The following is a 19,823-nucleotide window of genomic DNA, read 5'->3' as shown; positions in this document are numbered from 1 at the left end:
CGGGGAAAGTGCGCTAGCCGCCGGTTTCCCGGCTGCCTACGCTGAAGCGGGCGCACGGGAACCATCAACGCCTCGGGAGTCTCCGATGAGAGCAACGAGAATCGTGTTCTGCGCCTTGTTCGCCCTCGGCGCCACCGTCCTTTCGCCGTCGAAGGCGTCGACAGCGTCGACAGCACCGATGGCACCGCACGCGTTCACCCTGACCAGTAGCGCGTTCGCCGACGGCGGCCTCATGCCGAAGGTCCACGAGTGCACCAGCGGTGGCGGGCAGGATCCGGCCAAGCGGAACGAGTCACCGCCGTTGGCTTGGTCGGGGGCGCCCGCCGCGGCCAAGAGCTACGCGATCGTCATGCGCGACCTCGACAACGCCGACCTCATCCACTGGGTCATCTACGACATCCCGGCGAGCACGGCTTCGCTCCCCCAGAACGTCCAGCACGTCCACCGCCCGCCGGTTCCCGCCGGCTCCAGGCAGGTCTACTACCGCGGGAGCGCCAGCCTCTACGGCTACCAGGGACCGTGTTCGCCCTCCACCGTGAACACCTACGAGTTCGTCGTGCACGCTCTCGACCGGGCTTCGCTCACCGGCCTGAATTCCGGTTCGTCGACGCAGACCGCCGCCAGGGCGATCACCGCGGCCTCGATCGGCTCGGCGAGGATCACCGGCGAGTCGTAAGACCCCTGATCAGCCGTGGCAAAATCGGCCCAATGCGGATCGGGATGCTGGGCCCCTTCGAGGTACGCACGGACGACGGCGGCCTCGCCGACGTGCCGGGCGCCCGGCTGCGCGGGTTGCTGATCGCCCTCGCGCTCGAACCGGGGCGGGTGGTCTCGAAAGCGTCGCTCGTCGACTGGATCTGGGGCGAGCAGCCGCCTGCCGACGCGACGAACGCCTTGCAGCGCTTGGTTTCCCGGCTGCGGAAGGTGCTGCCGGAAGGGGTCGTCGACGGACGGCCGGACGGCTATCGGCTGAAGGTGACGCCCGACGACGTCGACGCCGTGCGGTTCGAGCGTCTCGTCGAGGGCGCCCGCGGCGACGAGGAGCCGAAGCGGCTGCGCGAGGCACTCGGCCTGTGGCGCGGCGCGGCCATGCAGGACGTCGGTCTGCGGGACAGCGGCGCTTTCGACGCCGCGGTCACCCGCCTCGAAGGGCTTCGCCTGACGGCGCTGGAGGATCGGTTCGACGCGGAACTCGACTCGGGCCACGGTACGAAACCGGTCACCGAGCTGACGGATCTGGTGGCCGCGCATCCGCTGCGTGAGCGGCTCGTCGCCGCGCTGATGCGGGCACTCGCGGCGACGGGCCGCGACACCGAAGCCCTGCTCGTGTACCAGCGCACCCGGGAAGCCTTGGCCGACGCGCTGGGCGTCGATCCCTCCCCTGAGCTGTCGGCGGTGCATGTCGCGCTGCTGCGCGGTGAGCTGGGGCGGCGGGAAGACGACCGCAAGACCAACGTACGTGCCGAGCTGACCAGTTTCGTCGGCAAGGACACCGATGTCGCCAAGGTCCGCGATCTCGTCGCCGGGCACCGGCTCACCACGCTGATCGGGCCCGGCGGTTCGGGAAAGACCAGGCTGGCCACGGAAACCGCGCGTACCCTGCTCGGCGATCTGCCGGACGGGGCGTGGCTGGTGGAACTCGCGGCCATCGACCCCGGCGGGGACATCGCTCAAGCGACGCTCGCCGCACTCGGCCTTCGGGACGCGCTGCTCGGCGACTCGACGAACGCCGAACCCGTCGAACGGGTCGTCGTCTCGATCCGCGAGCGCGAAGTCCTGCTGATCCTCGACAACTGCGAGCACGTCATCGAGGCGGCCGCGGCCTTCGCCCATCGGTTGCTCGGGGAATGCCGCCGTCTGCGGATACTGGCCACGAGCCGGGAGCCGCTCGGCATCACCGGTGAGACGTTGTGGCACGTCGTGCCGCTGGCCGTGCCGGACCGGCACGCCGGCCCCGGCGAGATCGAAGCCTCCCCCGCCGTCCGGTTGCTGCGGGACAGGGCGAGTGCCGTGCGCAAGGATTTCGTGGCCGACGAGGCCACTTCGGCCACGATGGCGCGGGTGTGCCGGGTACTGGACGGGATGCCGCTGGCGATCGAACTGGCCGCCGCCAGGCTGCGCACCATGTCCGTCGACCAGCTCGCGAACCGCCTCGACGACCGGTTCCGCCTGCTGACCGGCGGCAGCCGGACCGCGCTGCCGCGGCACCGGACGTTGCGCGCCATGGTCGACTGGAGCTGGGAGCTGCTGAGCGACGCCGAACGGACCGTCCTGTGCCGTCTTTCGGTGTTCGCGGGCGGCGCGAGCCTGGAGGCGGCCGAACAGGTCTGCGTCAGCGAGGCCGTCGAGCAGTACGAAGTCCTCGAATTGCTCACCGCGCTGACCGAGAAGTCGTTGCTGGTCGCCGCGGGCGACGATGCGCCGCGGTACCGGATGCTCGGCACGATCAAGGAGTACGCCGCGCAACGGCTCGCCGAGGCAGGCGAAACGACGGTGGCACGCCACGCGCACCTCGCCTGTTTCACCGAACTCGCCGAGGCCGCCGAGCCGATGCTCCGCCGCGCCGAGCAGCTGGAATGGCTCGCCGAACTCAAGGCGGAGCACGACAACATCACGTCCGCGATGCGCGGCGCGCTCGCCGCGGGTGAGGCACCGGAGGCGATGCGGCTCGCGGCGGCCTGCGGCTGGTACTGGTGGCTGAGCGGGCACCGCACGGAAGGCATGGAACTGATCAGCGCGGCCGTCAGGACACCGGGTGAGGTGTCCGACGACGTGGCGGCCGTGGTGTACGGGCTCGTCTCGCTGTTCGTGAGTTCCGGCTTCGCCGACGAGAACACCGCGGCGAAGTGGATCCACGAGTCGTACCGGCTGGGCACGCGCAGTGAGCACAAGCACCCTCTGCTCGGGCTCGTCGTCCCGCTGGAACGCATGCTGAACGGGGACGAAGCGTTGTCCGCGTGGGAACCGGTGCTGGAGGACGAAAACGCGTGGGTCCGCGCGCTGGGCAGGCTGCACCTCGGCAAGATGCGGATCACGCTCGGCCATCCCGGCCGGCAGGCGGACGAGTATCTGGAGCAGGCGCTCGAAGAGTTCCGCGCCCTCGGCGAACGGTTCGGGATCTCCTTCGCCCTGACCGAATTGGCGGACCGCATCGCCACGCGCGGGGAGTTCGCCACCGCTTGTGAGTACTACGAAGAGGCGGTCACGGTGGTGACCGAGGTCGGTTCGGTCGAGGACCTCATCCGGCTGCGGGCGCGGCAGGCGCAGCTGTACTGGCTGATGGACGACGAGGAGGCCTGCGCGGCCGCCGTGGCCGAAGCGCAGCGGTATTCGGCACAGGTCACCTGGCCGGGTGCGCTGGGCATGCTCGCCCTTTCGCAGGCGGAACTCTTCCACTGGCGCGGCGAAACCGAGGAAGCGGCGAAGCAACTCGCCTTCGCGATGACCGTGATGGGCGACGAGGCGGGCTTGGGCCACGTTCGCGCCATCAGCCACGACCTTCAGGGCTACTTCACGGGAGATCTCGAGGAATCCCGTGCGCACCGGGAGGCGGCCTGGCAGGCGGCGGCCGAGGTGCGGCACGTGCCCCTGATCGCCCACATGCTCGTCGGCATCGCGGAGCTGGCCCTGCGCCAGGACGATCCCGAACAGGCCGCGCGGCTGCTCGGAGCGGCCGACGAACTGCGCGGCCTGCCGGATCGGTCCCGTCCGGACGTGACCCGGCTCGAGCGGACGGTGCTGCGCCGCCTCGGCGAAGCGAACTTCGCGAAGGCGGCGCGAGAAGGCACCAAGGCGGACTGGAAGCGGCTGGTCGAGGTCACGCTCGCTTCTTGAACGTCGAGGACGCCCACAGGTATCCGGCGAGCGCGATCCCGGCACACCAGCCGAGGGCGGGGTACACGTCGCTCGCGGCCGGCGCCCCGTCGAGAAGCCCGCGCAGTGTCTCGATGATCGGCGTGAACGGCTGGTACTCCGCGAACTCCCGGAGGCCGGGCCCCATCTTTTCGGCGGGCACGATCGCGCTGCTGAAGAACGGCAGCATGACCAGCGGCACCGAAGCCATCCCCGCGGTTTCCGGGGATTTCGCCGCCAGGCCCAGCGCGACCGTGAGCCAAGCCGCCGCGAAGCCGAGCAGCACGACGATCCCGGCCACCCCCAGCCAGTCGAGGAACCCCGCCGCCGGGGAGAAGCCCAGCAGGAAGGCGACCCCGGTGAGCGCCACGATGGCGAGCAGGTTGGTCAGCACGCTGGTGACGACATGCCCGGTCAGCACCGCGCCGCGGGAGACGTCCATGACCTTGAACCGGTTGATGATGCCCTTGGTCATGTCGGAGTTCACCGCCGTCGCCGTCGCGCCGAGCCCGTAGCAGACGGCCAGCAGCATCAATCCCGGCGTCGCGTAGTCGACGTAATCGACGCCGACACTGAACGCGTCACCGAACACGTACACGAACATCAGCATCATCACGACCGGCATCAGGATCGCGTTGAACACCGAGGTCGGGTTCCGGACGAGGTGCTTGAAGTTACGGCGCAACATCACCGTCGAGGGGGAGTTCACTGCACTGCCTCCGTGTGGTGGCCCGTCAGGGCGAGGAAAACGTCATCGAGATCAGGGGTGTGGACGGAGAACTCTTCGGCGCCGACCGCGTATTCGTCGAGCCGGTCCAGCAGCGAGCGCAGGGACTTCGTTCCGCCGTCGCTGGGGACCCGCAGCGCGAGCGCCTCGTCGTCCCGGGTGGCCCCGGGAAAGATCCGCGCCGCCGCGTCGAGTTCGGCGGCGGTGGTGAACCGGAGCCGGACGTGCGTGCCGGGCATCCGCCGTTTGAGTTCGTCGGGAGTGCCGTCGGCGACCAGGCGGCCCTGGTCGAGAACCGCGATCCGGTCGGCGAGCTGATCGGCTTCTTCGAGGTACTGGGTGGTCAGGAAGACGGTCACGCCGCCCGCCACCAGTTCGCGGATGATCGACCACATCGTGCGACGGCTGCGCGGGTCGAGCCCCGTGGTGGGCTCGTCGAGGAAGATGATCCGCGGATCGCCGACGAGCGTCATCGCCAGATCCAGTTTCCGGCGCATGCCGCCGGAGTAGGTCGACGCCGGTTTCCGTGCCGATTCCACCAGTTCGAAGCGTTCCAGCAGATCGGCCACGACGCGGTCGCCGTCGCGGCCCCGGGTCAGGTCCACCATCAGCTGGAGGTTCTCCTGGCCCGTCAGCAGTTCGTCCACCGCGGCGAACTGGCCGGTGACCCCGATCGCCGCGCGCACCGCCTTGGCTTCGGTGACGAGGTCGTGGCCTGCCACCTCGGCCGTCCCGCCGTCGGCCTTCATCAGGGTGGTCAGCAGGTTCACCGTCGTCGTCTTGCCGGCCCCGTTCGGCCCGAGCAGGGAGAAAATGGTGCCGGAAGGGACTTCCAGGTCTATCCCGTCGAGCACGACCTTGTCGCCGAAGGTCTTCCGCAGTCCGGAGACCGCGATCGCTGTGTCATTCATGGTCACCACTGTGGGCGGCCGCGCTGACACGCCCCCGCCACGGCGCTGACACCGGTGGTGTCAGCGCCGTGTCAGCCCGATGTCAGGCCGCGCGAAGAAAGTGGCCGGCACAACCACCACGAAAGGCGACGAGATGACTCAGCCGGTTCCCGTCCCGCAGGGCCTCCCCATGCAGCGCGACGCGGGTCCCTTCGACCCGCCCCGCGAGATCACCCGGCTGCGCGAGGCCCGCCCGGTGAGTCCCATGATCTTCCCCGACGGCCACGAGGGCTGGCTCGTCACCGGCTACGACGAGGCCCGGCAGCTGCTGGCCGACACCCGGTTCAGCTCGCGCCAGGACATCGGCATCCTCCACGCGCCGTACGAGACCCCGGGCATGCCCACCCCGACCGAACCCTCCCCGCCGATGCCGGGAATGTTCGTCGCCATGGACCCGCCGGACCACGGCCGGTTGCGCAAGCGGCTCACCGGCGCTTTCACCGTCAAACGGATGAAGCAGCTCGAAGACCACATCGCCGAGATCACCGAACGGCGACTGGACGCGATGGCCGCGCTGGTCCCGCCGGTCGACCTGGTCGAGGAGTTCGCGCTGCCGGTGCCGTCGCTGGTGATCTGCGAGCTGCTCGGCGTCCCGTATGAGGACCGGGAGAACTTCCAGGCCGACTCCGCCCAGCTCATGGTCAGGGACCAGACGCTGGAGGAGAAGACGGCCGCGTTCATCGGGATGAACACCTTCCTCACCGAACTCGTCACCCGCAAACGCGAGACGCCCGGCGACGACATCCTGTCCGAGCTGGGCCGTCACGAGGACCTCACCATCGAGGAACTGGCGGGAGCCGCCTTCCTGCTGCTGCTCGCCGGCCACGAGACCACCGCGAACATGCTGTCGCTGGGCACTTTCGCGCTGCTGGAGCACCCCGAACAGCTCGCCGAGCTGCGTGCCGACGCGGAGCTGCTGCCCGGCGCCGTGGAGGAGCTGCTTCGCTACCTGTCCGTCGCCGACATCTTCTTCCGCTACGCCACGGAAGACCTGGAACTCGGCGGCGAAACGATCCGCGCGGGGTCGACCGTCATCATCTCGCTGCTGGCCGCCAACCGTGATCCGCGGCGGTTCGAACATCCCGACGCCTTGGACGTGCGCCGCAACGCCCGCGGCCTGGTGTCCTTCGGGCACGGTATCCACCAGTGCCTCGGCCAGCAGCTGGCGCGGATCGAGATGCACGCGGGTTTCGAGGGATTGCTGCGCCGCTTCCCGAACCTCGCGCTCGCCGTCCCCGCCGACGAGGTCAGGCTCAAGACCGACATGAACATCTACGGTGTCCACGAACTGCCGGTCACCTGGACGGACTAGGCCGCCTGGCCGGATGACGGCCCTCCCCTACCGGGTGGGGAGGGCCGTCCTCGTCAGTTCTTGAGCCACTCCACCAGTTCGACCTTCCCGTGCCCCTTCGCACCGGTCTTGCGGATCGACGCGTTGACCGAACCCTCGACGTAGTAGGAAGCGCCGGCTCCACCACCGCCCCCGGCCGAATCGTTGGTGCCCGACTTGCCGCCGCCTCCACCGCCGCCCTTCACCGCGTATCCGGCGCCGCCGCCACCGCCGCCACCGGCCGTCGACGCTCCGGGCGCTCCCTGGCCGTTGTCTCCCTTGGCCGTCTTCGCGGTGCCGCCGCTTCCACCGTCGCCGCCCACGCCGAGCGTCCCGCGTTCGCCTTTGCCGCCGTTGTGCGGCTTCGCGTCACCCGCGCCGCCGTCGCCACCGCGGGCCACCAGCGATCCACCACCGGCCCCGCCTCCGCCGCCCGCCACGATCAAGGGCACGGCGCCGCGGCACACCGCACTGGATCCGCCTCCGCCTCCGCCGTTGCGGCCCGACTCGGTCTCCCCGGAGCCGCCTCTCCCGCCGGTGGTGAATCCCGAACCGCCGGATCTCCCGGCCTGTTTGCCGACATGGACCAAGAGGGTTTCGCCACCCTTGACCGGCACCGTCGCCTCGACTTCGGCCCCGTGACCGGGGCCGCCGGAATCCGCGTTGCCGTGGCCTCCTTGCCCTCCCCGCACCTTGAAACGGCCGCGCTTCGCATCCGCCGGAACTCGGAGTTCCTGTTCTCCTTCAACGGCTTCGAAGCTGTGCGCGGTCACGGTCTCGGTCATGATTCCTCCTGGATTCCCGCCGGACTCCCAGTCTGGAATGGGTGATTCGTCGGCCGATAGTGCACGATCGGGCACGAAAAGACTTCGCTGCGTTCGCGTCCGCGCCGGTTTGTACCAGCGAGGAGCAGCGTCGTTATACCTTCGGGTAAGGACCGGCGGCCGTGGCCGGTTCCTCCCTGGGTTTCTTGGGACGGACGACGGTCTGACTGAGCGTCAGAGCGGTGAGGGCGACGGCGAATCCGGTGAGCTGCCAGCCGGTGAGGGTCTGGCCGAGCACCAGGAATCCGGCGGCCGTGGCGACGAGAGGGTTGGTCAACGTCAGCAGGGAGACCGGCGCCGGGGCGAGCAGGCCGATGCCGCGGAACCACAGCGGGTAGGCCACCGCGGTGGTGACGATGCCGATGTAGCCGTAGCCGAGCAGGTTCGCGGTCGTCACCGAGTCCGGAAGGCCCTCGAACAGCAGCGTCACCGGGGCGAGGACGACGCCGCCCAAGGTCAGTTGCCAGCCGGTCATCGCCAGCGGATGCCCGGGACGGCCCCACTTCTTGGTCAGGATCAGGGAAACGGCCATCAGCGCGACGCCGGCGAGCATGGCGGCCAGCCCGAGCGGGTCGAGGCGGGCTTCCGCCGAAAGAGTCAGCAGGGCGACACCACCGGCGCCGACGATCGCGGCGAGCAGGGTCGGCGCCGATGTCCGGACCCGGAGCATCGGCAGCGCGAGCAACGCCACCAGCAGCGGTTGCAGGGCACCGAGGGTCGCGGCGACACCGCCGGGAAGACGGTACGCGGCGAGGAACATCAACGGCAGGAAGGCGCCGAAGTTGAGCATCCCGAGCACCGCCGTCTTCCACCACCACGACCCGTGCGGGAGCCGTCTGGTCAGGGCGAGGAGGAGCAGCCCCGCCGGGAGCGCCCGCAGCGCGGCGGCCAGCAGCGGCCGATCCGGGGGCAGCAGGGTCGCGGTGACGACGTAGACGGTGCCCCAGCTGGCCGGTGCCAGCGCGGCGAGCCCGACGTCACGGAGCGTCGGTTCCGCGGTAGCCGTCCCGGGTCGCTCCAGGGTGTTCACCATGATGTCTCCTCACTGATAATCTCAACGTTGAGATAACACCAGTGAGTTCTGTCAATGTCAAGTATCTTAATGTTGAGACGACTGGAGGGCGCAGGATGGCCGACGCGGTGGACGCGGTGATCGGGCTTTGGCGACACGAGCGGCCGGACCTCGAGGACAAGCTCTGGCCTGCCGAGGTGATCGGGCGCGTCCAGCGGCTTTCCCGGATCCTCGACCGGAAGCTCAAGGAGTTCAACGCCGAACACGACCTGGAGTCGTGGGAGTTCGACGTGCTCACCACGCTGCGCCGCTCCGGGGACGCCGAGGGCCTGACGCCGGGCGCCCTGCTCAAAGCCGCGATGGTCACCTCAGGAGCGATCACGAACCGCATCGATCGCATGGAGACCAAGGGCCTGGTCGAGCGGATACGCGACAGCGAAGACCGCCGCTCGGTCAAGATCCGGCTGACCGGCAAGGGCCGTCAGGTCGTGGACGAGGTTTTCGAGCTTCACCTGGAGAACGAAGCCCGCCTGCTACCCGAACTGGAACCGGCGCGGTGGGCCGAACTGATCGGCGGCCTGCGGCTGCTGCTCGAGCACTTCGGCGACACGTCACTGGAGTGATTCGCCGGCCGCTACGCGGCTCGCCGGCTCAAGTACGTGCTCAAGTACCTGAAGGTCCCCTTCCTGTACCTAGGCGCAAGGAAGGGGACCTTCAGGTACCTCCGGCGGAACCGCCCACTCGCGAACGACCCGTGGTGGGGGCCACCCCCCTTGAGTGGCCCCCACCCGGTTCACCCGGCCGGATCCGGCCGGACGTCATCTCGGGTCGTCACCCGGCCATCGCGACAAGGTCACCAGCGAAAGCACCATGACGACCGGCCAGATCACGGCCACCGACGGGGCGCCCCCGAAAGTGATCGCCGTGACCGAAACCGCCGTCGCGATCAGCCCGCCGACGGGCGACACGTAACAGAACCCCAACGGCCCCAAGAAGAGAACCCACCACAACGCCGCCTTCACCGATTTGGCCGCCGGACGGCGGACCGGACACCGCCCCGGCCCGAGTACCTCGTGCTCGGCGCCCTGATACCACCCACCGGACAGCAACGGCGGGTGCGGTGCGAAGAAGACCGGTCTTCGGCCGAACGCCTTGGGCGTCCGCGGATTCTCCTCGGCAGGCACGTGGCGGTGATCCTTCGGCCGTCCCATGACACTTTCGGCACTGCGCATGTCGTCCTCCCCCGTCGCCGGCCCGAGGCCTGGTGAACAGACCCCTTGCCTGGCACAATTACCGGTTGCGGTGCGAAACTTCCGGGTTTTTCTGCCCACTGACCATGTTGGCGAGTCGGGGGAGCGGTTGATGCGTCAAATGGAACACAGCGCGAAAGAACACCGCGTGAAAGAACACGGCGCGAGTCCGGCTCCCGGGGAACCGGAGGGCCGGGATGACCGGTGCCGCCGCGGATGAGCACGAGGGTCTCGGCACCTGGCATCGGCTGACCCCGGCGGAGCGGTCCGCTCTCCGGCGCGCGGGCCACCTGAAGGTGTGGCGGCCGGGCCAGATCCTCGCCCTCCAGGGCAGCCCGCCCACCAGTATGTTCGTCGTCCTGCACGGCTGGGTGAAGATCAGCGCCACCAACTATCGCGGGGAGGACGCCCCGCTCGCCGCCCGCGGACCGGCGGAAATCGTCGGCGAACTGGCCCCGATCAGCGGACTTCCCCGATCCGCCACGATGTCGGCGATGGACGAGGTGCACACGCTCGTCGTGCCGAGGGAGAAATTCCTCGCCGTGCTGCGCGCGCGGCCGCGGATCGCGGAGGAGATGTTCCGTAACGCGGCGATCCGGCTGCACCAGTCCGACAGGCTTCGTCTCGAGTCCGGCGGGCCGGACTTCCCGCAACGCCTCGCCGCGGTCCTCCTGGAGCTGGCATTGCAGCACTCCGCCGACTGGGCGGACGGGAAACAGGTCGATCTTCGCTTCAACCAAGGGGAATTGGCGGGTTTCGCGCGGGTCTCCCGCAGCACCCTGATCCGGGGTCTCGAAGAACTCCGGCGGCTGGGGGTGGTACGCACCGCACGCCAGCGCGTCACCATCACCCGCCCTCGCGCACTCCGCGAATTGGCCGCCGGGCGGCCACCACCTGCGGACGGAGCCTGAGCGAACCCGAAATCTCGGCTATCCTTGGCCGAGGTTCAACTCTCGCAACCGTTTCACGGGGTGGAGGGAATCGGCACGATGAGTTCTTTCTCGGCAAACACCGAACCGGACATCGAATCGGCGTTGATCGATCTCGACGCGGTCTCTTTCACCGCGTTACGAGAGCTGGACGGTGAAGCCTTCCGCCGATCAGCGCGTCATGTCGTCGAACGCACGACCCATGTCCGCGCCCGCTACAGAAGCGCCGGTAGTGCGGGCGGCGAGCGGATCGACTGATGCCGCCATCGGCAGGGTCTGGCCTCGCGTTCCACCGCTTGTCCTGGCGAGACTTCGACGCATTCGCGCGCCTGGACGGCGACGAGGACGCCAAGGTGTTCGGGACGCGCAACCTGGCCTTGCGGGGGTTCATCCCGCATCGGCCCCACAACCACCGCGGGAGCAGATGCACGACGCTCACCGGCATCGTCCGGCCCCACCGCGCCAAGATCGGGTGCAGGGCGTCTTTCTTCTGCCAGGCGTCCCCGACCCCATCGGTCAGCAGCAATACCGCTCGCCGTCCCGACGAATCCAGAATCTCGTTCGGGTCTCTGGCGGGTGCGCCCGGCGTGCCACCACGAAGAACGAAATCCTCTTCGTTGTCTTTCGCGGTTTCCAACAGACGGACCTGAATGGTACGGAAAGCACCCACTTGCCGGAGTACTTCGACAAAGGCGGATACCTGCGGCCGCCACAACGCCATCGACGGACCGTTGTCGAGGACGAGGGTCAGATCCAGCCAGCGTTCTCGCCTCGACCGGGTGACCGGCCACCACCGTCCGGTCTCGGCGGCCCGGACGGCGGTCGCCACTTCGTCCAGGACCACATTGTCGTGTCGCCGCGAGGCCTTCTCCCGTTTCAGGGTTCTCAGCGCGCGGAAGTACGCCAATGATTCGAGGACCAAGACTCCGCCGGGCCCGTGCCGTCCACCGCGGGTTCGGGCAGCGCACCGGGTACGGCCTCGATCCCGGCCAAGGGGGCGACGTCCTCGTCCGGCACCGGGACGTCGGTGATCCGTGACGGTTCCCGCTCGGGAAGTTCCGGGATTTCTCCGCGTTCGGAGGGCGCGTTGCGCATCCGCACGTGTCAAGTGACAAAGCGCGAGGAACGGGAGGGTGTTCGGCTCACGAATGGTGAGGACGGCCGGAACCGTCCTCACCACTCACGAGACTCGGTCAGACGCCGGCGACCTGCTGGATCCAGCTGCGGTACCGGGTGATGTTGGTGTAGGCGGTGTTGTTCGACCGGTCGCTGGTCGAGGCGACGCCGACCTGGCGGCCGCCGGAGAACATCGGACCGCCCGAGTCGCCGCCGGCGGTGATGCCGTCGACACGGTTCGCGCAGACCGCGACACCACCGTTGTAGTCACCGCAGTTGACCGAGTTGACCCGGACGGTGGCGACCTTCAGGTAACGGGACTGGCAGTTGATCTCCGAACCGCACTGGCTGGTCGCGCCCCAGCCGTAGACCTGGACGTTCTGGCCGACCGCGACGTTGCTCGTGGTGCCGAGCGGCGCGTAGGTGGCGTTCACCGAGCTGGTCAGCCGGACGATGGCGAGGTCCGCGCCCGAGTGACGGGTGATGCTCGCCGCGGTGGCCATGGTGCCGCCGCTCTGCTGGTCGAGGCTGCCGATCCGGAAAGTGTAGCTGCCGCTGCCGGCGACACAGTGCTTGGCGGTGAGGATGTACTGCGGCGCGATGATCGTCGCACTGCAGTTCTGCTGGCCGTTCACGAACAGCCGGGCCGCCCAGGGGCCGCTCTGCGCGTACTGGCCGCCGATGATCATCGGCTGCACACCCGAGGGTTCGGCGGCGGTCGCGGCGGGGGTCGAGCCGAGCAGGGCCATGAAGGCGGTGCTTGCCAGCAGGACGAGGGAGCGCAGTCGCATGTTCCGACTCGTTTCTGCGGCCGGATCCCGGCCGCGTCAGTGGGGACGAACGCGCTGATTCTGTGTCGCGTCAAGGGAAGCCGGGAACCGACGAAAGTTCGCGCGGGCTACCTATCTATTTCCATGACGGCCGGAGCCGATCTTTGAGTATGCGTCGAAGATCATTAGGTAGTCCGCGCGGCACGGCAAAGCGCTTGACGTCACCCGGGGAACGGCAATGCACTGTGCCCATGAAGATCGGGCCCATGAAGGTCGGGCCCTTGAAGATCGGGTCCTTGAAGATCCGCTCCACGACCGCCGCGGACCGCGACGTCTTCGTCGACACCATGTTCACCGCGTTCGCCCGGTTCCCGGACACCTCGGCCGAGACCTGGTCCGCTCTCGAGATGGACCGCGGCCTGCTCGCCGAGACGGCGGACGGGGAACTCGTCCTCGACGTCGGGGACCCGGCACTCGGCGAGCACGGCCGCTACCTGCTCGCCGTCCGGGGCGGCGAGACGGACTGCGTCCCGACCGACGCCGAGCCCGGCCTGTCCCTGGACGTGAGCGACCTGGGCTCGAGCTACCTCGGCGGCACGGTCCCGAGCACGCTCGTGCGGGCCGGGCGCATCCGGGCGCACCACCCGGAGGCGGCGGCCCTCGCCGACGCGCTCTTCCGCACCGAGCGTGCCCCGCACTGCCTGCACTGGTTCTGATCAGGTCCGGCGGGTGCCGGCCGTGAACAGCAGCGACGCCGCGGTCAGCACCACGCCGAACCACACCACGCTGGTGATCCCGGCGTGGTCCGCGAGCAGTCCCGCGAACAACGCGCCGAGGGCGATGGAAGTGTTGTACGCCAGGGTGTTGAGGGACATGGCGGCCTCGAACGTGTCGGGCGCGGACCGCTGCGTCATGGTGAGCTGGCTCAGTTGCACGACACCGTAGGACAGCCCCCACAGCACCAGCGCGATCATCGCTCCCGCTTGACCGTGGCCGACGAAGAGCAGCAACAGCAGTGACGCCACGAGTCCGGCAGCTCCGACCGTGAAACTCGCGAGCACGTTCTTCGCCACGAAATGGCCGGCGACGAAGTTCCCTGCCGCTCCCCCGACGCCGAAGACGATCAGGCACACCGTGACGAAGGCAGGCGACGCCGAGGTAGTGCCTTCCAGGAAGGGACGGATGAAGGTGTAGACGCCGAAGTGCCCGAGTACGAACAGGACCACGGTGATCAGGACCGACCGCAACCGTGCGTTCAGGCGCGGCAGGCCGAAGACCTCGCGAACCGATACCGCGTTCGCCGACGGCAGGGAGGGGACGAGGACGACGACGGCGAGGAACACCAGGACACTGAGCCCGCTCCAGATCAGGAACGTGCTCTGCCAGCCGACAAGGCGCTCCAGGATGGTGCCCAGCGGCATACCCAGCACCGTGGCGACGGAGATCCCGGACATCACGACCGCCGCCGCCCGGTTCGCGTGGCGCTCCGGGACGATCCGCATCGCCATCCCCACGCCGATGGCCCAGAACGCGCCGTTGGCGAAGCCCATGACGAGCCTGGTCGCCAGCACCAGCGGATAACTCGGTGCCAGCGCGATGATCAGGTTGCCGAGGGTCAGGATCGCGAGCAACGTGGAGAGCAGGACGCGCCGGTCGATCCGCCGCGTCCACGCGACGACGAACGGCACGCCGAGCCCGGCCGACACGCCGTAGAGCGTGACCATCAGGCCGGCGGCGCCCACCGAGATGTCCAGGCTGGAACTCACCGGTGTGAGCAGGCCGACGGGCATCAGTTCGGTGGTGAGGAAGACGAACAGGCTGGTGGTGATGGCGGCGACCCCTGCCCAGCCCTTCCGGGTCGAGTGCGCGTTTTCGGTTCGGGTGACCATTTCTTCTCTCTCGATTCACGAGCATGACGAAGAAACCCCTGCGGGCACGGCGAATCCGCCCCTGGGGTACTCCGCTCCAGAAGGATCGACGGCACACGGAACGACCCGCGTACCTCTTAGCGCTAAGCTATTCGATGCTTAGCGCTAAGTCAAACGGTTCACCGGGGGCACGGGCGTCAGTCGTCGAGGGCGACATCTCCCAGCGACTGCAACAGGTTTCGCAGCAACGTGGCCAGTTCGTCCCGGTCCTCGGGGCTGACCGTGCTCAAGAGCCGATGCTCGGTGTCGACGTGATCGGGCAGCGCGCGGTCGATGAGCTCACGCCCCTTCTCCGTGAGGTCGACCAGCACCCGGCGGCCGTTCGTCTCGTCGGGCGCGCGGACCACCAGGCCGCGTTCTTCGAGCCGGTCGAGCCGCTGGGTGACCGCGCCGGAGGTGACCATCGCCGAACGCATCAGGTCGGCGGGGGTCAGCGTACCGGCGCGGCGCAGGGTCGCCAGGACGTCGAACGACGACCGGTCGAGGTCGTGCCGGGCGAACGTCTTGCGCAGCTCGCCTTCCAGCACCCGGGTCAGCCTGGTCAGCCGCCCGATGACACCCATCGGGGAGACGTCCAGGTCGGGACGGGCTTCGGCCCACTGACGCAGAATGTGATCAACGTGATCCGGCACACCCGGAGATTACCCCGGTCTCAGCGCGCGGACGTTCGTTGACACCCCGTAGCACCGCTGCTCTACTCGGGCGCATGCTCTGTACGGCCTGAATCGGTGTCGCTACCTTCGAGAACATCCGGGAATTCCGGACGCTCCGCCCTGTCCGGAATTCCCGTTCGCCCTCGCACAGAACGGAATCCAGTATGACCACGACCGAGAACCGGATCCGATCGGCCGGTGAATGGCTGACGACCGCGAAAGACGTCGCCGACGAGCTCGCGGTGAACGCGGCCGAGCGCGACCGGAAGAACGAGACACCGTACGCGGAAGTCCGGCTGCTCAAAGAATCCGGCTTGGTGACGTTGCTCGGCCCGGCCGAGCACGGCGGTGGCGGACAACGCTGGGAGACCGCCTATCGCGTGACCCGCGAGATCGCGCGCGGCGACGGCTCCATCGGCCAGCTGCTCGGCTATCACTACCTCTGGGCGTGGGCCGCCCGGCTGGTGGCGACCGACGAACAGATCGCCGCGGTGGAAGAGCTGTACACGCGGAACAACTTCTTCTTCGGCGGCGCGGTCAACCCCCGTGACTCCGATCTGAAGATCAGCGAGGACGGCGACGACATCGTCTACAACGGACGCAAGTCGTTCTCCACCGGCAGCAAGGTCTCCGACCTGACTGTTCTCGAAGGCGTCCTCGAGGGCACCGAAGACCACATTTTCGCCATCGTTCCGTCCGAACAGGACGGTATCGTCTTCCACGACGACTGGGACAACATCGGCCAGCGGCTCACCGAATCGGGCAGCGTGACCATCACCGGCGTGCGCGTCCCGTGGGCCAGCGCGGCGGGCTACGTCCACAAGACGTTCCGGCCCCTGACCTACAACACGCTCAACGTCCCGGCGATCCAGCTCGTGTTCGCGAACTTCTACCTCGGCATCGCGCAGGGAGCGCTGGAGACCGCGCTGGCGTACACGCGCGAGCACACCCGCGCGTGGCCGTACGGCGGCGACAACAAGGGCTCCGCCGGCGAGGAGTGGTACATCCTCGAAGGCTACGGCGATCTCCAGTCGAAGCTGTGGGCGGCCGAAGCGTTGGTGGACAAGGCCGGAGCAGCGATTTCGGACCTGTTGCACGCGCCGCGTGAAGAGCTGACCGCCGAGGCACGAGGCGAGATCGCGGTGCTCGTCGCCGCCGCCAAACAACGCGTGATCGACACCGGACTGGAGGTCGGTACGAAGGTCTTCGAACTGACCGGCGCCCGCGCGAGTACCACGAAGTTCGGCCTGGACCGCTTCTGGCGGAATCTGCGCACCCACTCGCTCCACGACCCTGTGGCCTACAAACGCCGCGAAGTCGGTGCTTACGCGCTGCTGAACGAGCTTCCGGAACCCACCTGGTACACCTGAGCCCTGCCGGTCGTGAGTGGCGATTCGTGTTCCATCGAGAGGTAAGTCGAAGATGGCGTGCCTCAGGGGCAGCCGACGAGGCCGATCGCGCTCGTAAGTGTCCACAAGGGACGATTTCTGCCCTTGGATTCCAGGCTGAGGGCTATATGCACGGTTCCGTACGAGGTCGTGAGGGGCAAGGAGCGTCAGCACCCCTTGCCACATAGCTTCAGTCGAGGCTTTCGCTACCTTCGGATGTGCTCCCTGGTGACAGTGGGACGGCTGTGACACCAGCGCGGGTCTTGAAGTCCGTGAAGGCCTCCTTGAGGGACCCTGGGTCCCTCAAGGAGGCCTTCACGGACTTGCCACTCACACGACACCTTTGCCCTGCCCTGCAATAGAACCCGAAGCGCCACTCACGATCCCCGTACCGATGCCCCTTGACGCCACACCGGCAACAGTCCCTATGGAAACCATGAGCTGAAGTGCGCAGGTCAGCGGGTCGATCAACTCAAGCGACGTGGCGAGGAGCGTTATAACGCTCCTCGCCGCTCACGACGGATCATTCCTCGAAGCCTTCGCCGCCGTCGAAGGCGTCCTCCATCACCTCGCCGAGGATCATGCCGCCGACCACCCCGGCCGCGGCACCGGCGACCATGCCGCCCATGCCGGGACCACGCCTGCCGTGGTGACCGTGGTAGTCGTGGCCGTAGTGCTCCTGGTGCCCGCCGAACAGGGCGTGCCCGCCACCGGACTCGGCGACCTTGGCCAGCCAGCCGTCGATGGCCGCGGTCCAGTCGGTGCGCAAGGCCTCCTCGTGCGAGACGTGGAAGCGGCCGAAGGAATCCCCGCCGGAGCGGAACATGCCGCCTCGCCGGTCGGCTTCCAGCACCACGACGAGGTCGTCGGGGCCGGCGACGAAGGTCAGCTCCACCTGGCTGACGCGGCCGGCGTAGCGCGACGGCGGGAAGAACTCGATCTCCTGGAAGAACCCGAGCTCCTGCCGGACGCCGTGCAGCTGGCCGGCTTCGACGTCGGCGCTGCGGAAGGAAAAGCCCAGCTCGCCGAACGCCTCCAGCACCCGATCCTGCGATTCCAGCGGGCCGACCAGCACCGGGTCGAGGTCGCCCTTGTCCGGCGCGCCGGCGATGACGAGCTCGGTCCGCACGCCGACGACCATGCCCGGCAGCTCACGTCCGCCGACGGCGCTGATCGGCGTCTCCCACGGCAGAGCGATCCGGAACGGAACGGTGGTCAGCTGTCCCGCCGTCACCTTCACCTTGCGGCCCGCGCTGACCCGCAGGAACTCCGCGGTCCCGGCACGCTCGTGGTCGCCTCGCTCCACCTCGACCCTGGTGACCAGCGAAAGGAGGATCTCCTCGATCTGGGCGTCGCTCGAACCGCCCTGGATGCGGACCTGGCCGGTGAGCACCTCGCCGGGCACGGCGTGCGGTGAGTCGAGCACGGTGTCGACGGACGGGCCGCCGACCCCGAAGGCGCTGAGCATCCGTTTGAACATCGGGGATTTTCCTCCGCTGGGTAACTGGAACAGGAGTGCCGGAACACTTCGACTACTACCGAGATCCGCCGTCGCGCGCCAGGTGAACCGGCTTGAAAACCCCTGAACGGGCGCGGCGTCACTATCTTCTCAGCTCGGCCTGACGGACGTCGTGCAGGTGGATGACGACGTCGTAGGAACGCCTGAGCGAGATGTCGGCCGGATCGACGGGGAACTGGGTGCCGATGGTACGGGTGGGCCGGGCGGCGTCCAGCCAGGCACGCGCGGGCGGCTGAGCGGTGCGCACGTCGAGGTAGAAGTCCTCGAACCGGACCTGGTCGAGGGCGTGTTCGTTCGATCCGGACGGCGCGGCGGGGACGGAGAACCGCTTCCACTCACCGCCGACCGCGGTGTCCTTGGACAGGAACGATCCCCGGTCGAAGCTGAACCCGATCGGCAGGTAGGCCCGGCCCAGCGTTTCGCGCAGGAACGCGCCTTGGGTCTTCGGATACAGCTTCGGGTTGTCGGTGACGTAGGAGACGTGGCCGTTGTGCGCGGAGAGCAGGATCTTGTGCCCGGTCTTCCGGTGCCACCAGGCGACGTTCTCCGCCATCGCCCGGTCGCGCAGGATCTGCGCGGTGGGCAGGGAGGCCGGGTCCGCGAGGTCGACGGCGAGGAACCGGGCGGTCTGCGCGACGAACCGGGCGTGCTGCTCGGCCCAGTCGTGTGCGGGCGCACCGGTCAGGCGCTTGACCAGCTCGTAGGCCTGCTCCGCACGGGTGGCGAGCCGCTGCCGTTCGTCGAGGGGTTTGCGGAGGTAGGCGAACGCGTCGTCGATCGGGCGTAAACCGGTGTAGAGCCCGTCCAGCCGCGAGGAGTGCGCGGGATGATGCTGCCGCACATAGCCGGTGATCCTCGCGAAGAACGCGTCGTTCACCGAAGGCGCGCCGAGATCGTCACCGACGAAGTGCACGGTGCGGCCGGGGTGCGCGCGGTTGTGGTCGCGCATCCACCGGATCAGGTCGACGAACTCCTCGCGATCCCAGGGGGAACCGGCCAGCGTCCGCTTCGCGAGCTCCCGGACGTCGCCCTTGCCGGTCTGGACGTATTCGTCGATCTCCAGGCCGGCGGACCAGCTCAGCTCCAACGCGAACGCCCGGAACCCCTTCTCTTCGACGAGGTAGCGGAACACCCGCTCCTTCATGGTGAAGAACTCGTGGGAGCCGTGCGTGGCCTCGCCGAGGCCGACCACCTTCGCGCCACCGATCATCCCGCCCAAGGCCCGCAGATCGGCCGTGTTCCGGCCGGGCTCCGTCGAGCGCAACGGATACGCCGCCCGTTGCAGCGACCGCACCGGGTCCCGCCAGGTTGTCTCGGCCGCGAAAGCGGGACTCGCCACGGGAGCGAGCACCGCACTCGTCGTCACCACCACGGCGGCCGTCAAAGCCCGTCTTCCGAGCCGTTTCCGGTGCTCTTTCATCTTGTTCGCCCCTTCACTCCGATGTCGAGGACGATCCTCGTCCACGGACCGGGGCGGGCGCGCTGTAGTAAAGCTCCCATTCGGGGTGAGGAAAACCCCACCCCGTGAAAAAGCGGGTGGACCCCGCCGCCGGGGGTGTGGGTCCCGGCGGCGGG

Annotated in this window: 19 protein-coding genes; 8 read left to right on the top strand and 11 right to left on the bottom strand. The window is 68.5% G+C overall.

The genetic code is table 11. The features are described from left to right. The first annotated feature begins 85 nt into the window (after nt 1-85). Together P3102_RS06790 and P3102_RS06785 are read left to right on the top strand one after the other, a co-directional pair. Nucleotides 86-676, top strand: a complete 591-nt coding sequence (locus tag P3102_RS06790) for a YbhB/YbcL family Raf kinase inhibitor-like protein (protein WP_276367442.1) — start codon at nt 86-88, stop codon at nt 674-676. A 32-nt stretch (nt 677-708) separates the two neighbouring features. Then, on the top strand, nt 709-3,834 hold the full coding sequence (locus P3102_RS06785; protein ID WP_276367441.1) for a BTAD domain-containing putative transcriptional regulator: 3,126 nt from the start codon (nt 709-711) through the stop codon (nt 3,832-3,834). On the opposite strand, the gene P3102_RS06780 is transcribed toward P3102_RS06785, so the two are convergent. Both P3102_RS06780 and P3102_RS06775 read right to left on the bottom strand, forming a co-directional pair. Further along, nucleotides 3,818-4,561, bottom strand: coding sequence for an ABC transporter permease (locus P3102_RS06780; RefSeq protein ID WP_276367440.1), 744 nt, complete (start codon nt 4,559-4,561; stop codon nt 3,818-3,820). The two genes, P3102_RS06785 and P3102_RS06780, sit on opposite strands and share 17 nt — an antisense overlap. After that, the gene (locus tag P3102_RS06775) at nt 4,558-5,490 is read right to left on the bottom strand and encodes an ATP-binding cassette domain-containing protein (RefSeq protein ID WP_276367439.1); all 933 of its coding nucleotides are present in this window, start codon (nt 5,488-5,490) and stop codon (nt 4,558-4,560) included. Before P3102_RS06775 ends, P3102_RS06780 begins: the two co-directional genes overlap by 4 nt. A 133-nt stretch (nt 5,491-5,623) precedes the next feature. On the opposite strand from P3102_RS06775, the gene P3102_RS06770 reads away from it, so the two are divergent. Further along, the gene (locus tag P3102_RS06770; protein WP_276367437.1) at nt 5,624-6,841 is read left to right on the top strand and encodes a cytochrome P450; all 1,218 of its coding nucleotides are present in this window, start codon (nt 5,624-5,626) and stop codon (nt 6,839-6,841) included. Between the two features lie 53 nt (nt 6,842-6,894). On the opposite strand, the gene P3102_RS06765 is transcribed toward P3102_RS06770, so the two are convergent. Both P3102_RS06765 and P3102_RS06760 read right to left on the bottom strand, forming a co-directional pair. Next, a complete protein-coding gene (locus tag P3102_RS06765) occupies nt 6,895-7,644 on the bottom strand; it encodes a PE-PGRS family protein (protein ID WP_276367436.1) in 750 nt (249 codons plus the stop codon). 133 nt (nt 7,645-7,777) lie between these two features. Continuing rightward, on the bottom strand, nt 7,778-8,716 hold the full coding sequence (locus P3102_RS06760) for an EamA family transporter (protein WP_276367434.1): 939 nt from the start codon (nt 8,714-8,716) through the stop codon (nt 7,778-7,780). 95 nt (nt 8,717-8,811) lie between these two features. On the opposite strand from P3102_RS06760, the gene P3102_RS06755 reads away from it, so the two are divergent. Continuing rightward, complete coding sequence (locus P3102_RS06755) at nt 8,812-9,318, top strand: MarR family transcriptional regulator (protein WP_276367433.1); 507 nt, start codon at nt 8,812-8,814, stop codon at nt 9,316-9,318. Nucleotides 9,319-9,513: 195 nt separating this feature from the next. Here the strand turns inward: P3102_RS06755 and P3102_RS06750 are convergent, their stop codons facing one another. After that, nucleotides 9,514-9,927 (bottom strand): hypothetical protein, encoded by a 414-nt coding sequence (locus tag P3102_RS06750; RefSeq protein ID WP_276367429.1) that lies wholly within the window; start codon nt 9,925-9,927, stop codon nt 9,514-9,516. Nucleotides 9,928-10,142: 215 nt separating this feature from the next. Between P3102_RS06750 and P3102_RS06745 the strand changes: the two genes are divergently transcribed. Continuing rightward, nucleotides 10,143-10,856: a Crp/Fnr family transcriptional regulator gene (locus P3102_RS06745; protein ID WP_276367426.1), complete on the top strand. Its 714-nt coding sequence runs from the start codon at nt 10,143-10,145 to the stop codon at nt 10,854-10,856. A 60-nt stretch (nt 10,857-10,916) separates the two neighbouring features. Next, on the top strand, nt 10,917-11,132 hold the full coding sequence (locus P3102_RS06740; RefSeq protein WP_276367423.1) for a hypothetical protein: 216 nt from the start codon (nt 10,917-10,919) through the stop codon (nt 11,130-11,132). Between the two features lie 627 nt (nt 11,133-11,759). Here P3102_RS06740 and P3102_RS06735 read toward each other — a convergent pair. Next, nucleotides 11,760-11,969, bottom strand: coding sequence for a hypothetical protein (locus P3102_RS06735; RefSeq protein WP_276367422.1), 210 nt, complete (start codon nt 11,967-11,969; stop codon nt 11,760-11,762). 98 nt (nt 11,970-12,067) lie between these two features. Next, on the bottom strand, nt 12,068-12,781 hold the full coding sequence (locus tag P3102_RS06730) for a trypsin-like serine protease (protein WP_276367421.1): 714 nt from the start codon (nt 12,779-12,781) through the stop codon (nt 12,068-12,070). Nucleotides 12,782-13,011: 230 nt separating this feature from the next. Between P3102_RS06730 and P3102_RS06725 the strand changes: the two genes are divergently transcribed. Then, nucleotides 13,012-13,476: a sterol carrier protein domain-containing protein gene (locus tag P3102_RS06725; protein WP_276367420.1), complete on the top strand. Its 465-nt coding sequence runs from the start codon at nt 13,012-13,014 to the stop codon at nt 13,474-13,476. On the opposite strand, the gene P3102_RS06720 is transcribed toward P3102_RS06725, so the two are convergent. Continuing rightward, complete coding sequence (locus P3102_RS06720) at nt 13,477-14,649, bottom strand: MFS transporter (RefSeq protein WP_276367419.1); 1,173 nt, start codon at nt 14,647-14,649, stop codon at nt 13,477-13,479. It lies immediately after the preceding gene. Between the two features lie 176 nt (nt 14,650-14,825). Then, nucleotides 14,826-15,320 (bottom strand): MarR family transcriptional regulator, encoded by a 495-nt coding sequence (locus tag P3102_RS06715; RefSeq protein WP_276367418.1) that lies wholly within the window; start codon nt 15,318-15,320, stop codon nt 14,826-14,828. Nucleotides 15,321-15,505: 185 nt separating this feature from the next. Here P3102_RS06715 and P3102_RS06710 point away from each other — a divergent pair, with 185 nt between their 5' ends. Beyond that, nucleotides 15,506-16,711 carry an acyl-CoA dehydrogenase family protein gene (locus tag P3102_RS06710; protein ID WP_276367417.1) on the top strand — a complete coding sequence of 402 codons (1,206 nt, stop codon included), beginning with the start codon at nt 15,506-15,508 and terminating at the stop codon, nt 16,709-16,711. Between the two features lie 541 nt (nt 16,712-17,252). On the opposite strand, the gene P3102_RS06705 is transcribed toward P3102_RS06710, so the two are convergent. Together P3102_RS06705 and P3102_RS06700 are read right to left on the bottom strand one after the other, a co-directional pair. After that, complete coding sequence (locus P3102_RS06705; protein ID WP_276367416.1) at nt 17,253-18,209, bottom strand: sporulation protein; 957 nt, start codon at nt 18,207-18,209, stop codon at nt 17,253-17,255. Nucleotides 18,210-18,330: 121 nt separating this feature from the next. After that, nucleotides 18,331-19,668, bottom strand: a complete 1,338-nt coding sequence (locus tag P3102_RS06700; protein ID WP_276367415.1) for an erythromycin esterase family protein — start codon at nt 19,666-19,668, stop codon at nt 18,331-18,333. Between the last annotated feature and the right edge of the window lie 155 nt (nt 19,669-19,823).

Origin of the sequence: Amycolatopsis sp. QT-25, assembly GCF_029369745.1 — a bacterium.
Taxonomy (GTDB): Bacteria; Actinomycetota; Actinomycetes; order Mycobacteriales; family Pseudonocardiaceae; genus Amycolatopsis.
Note: the sequence above shows the minus strand (reverse complement) of the source record. Positions and strands in the feature narration are given on the sequence as shown.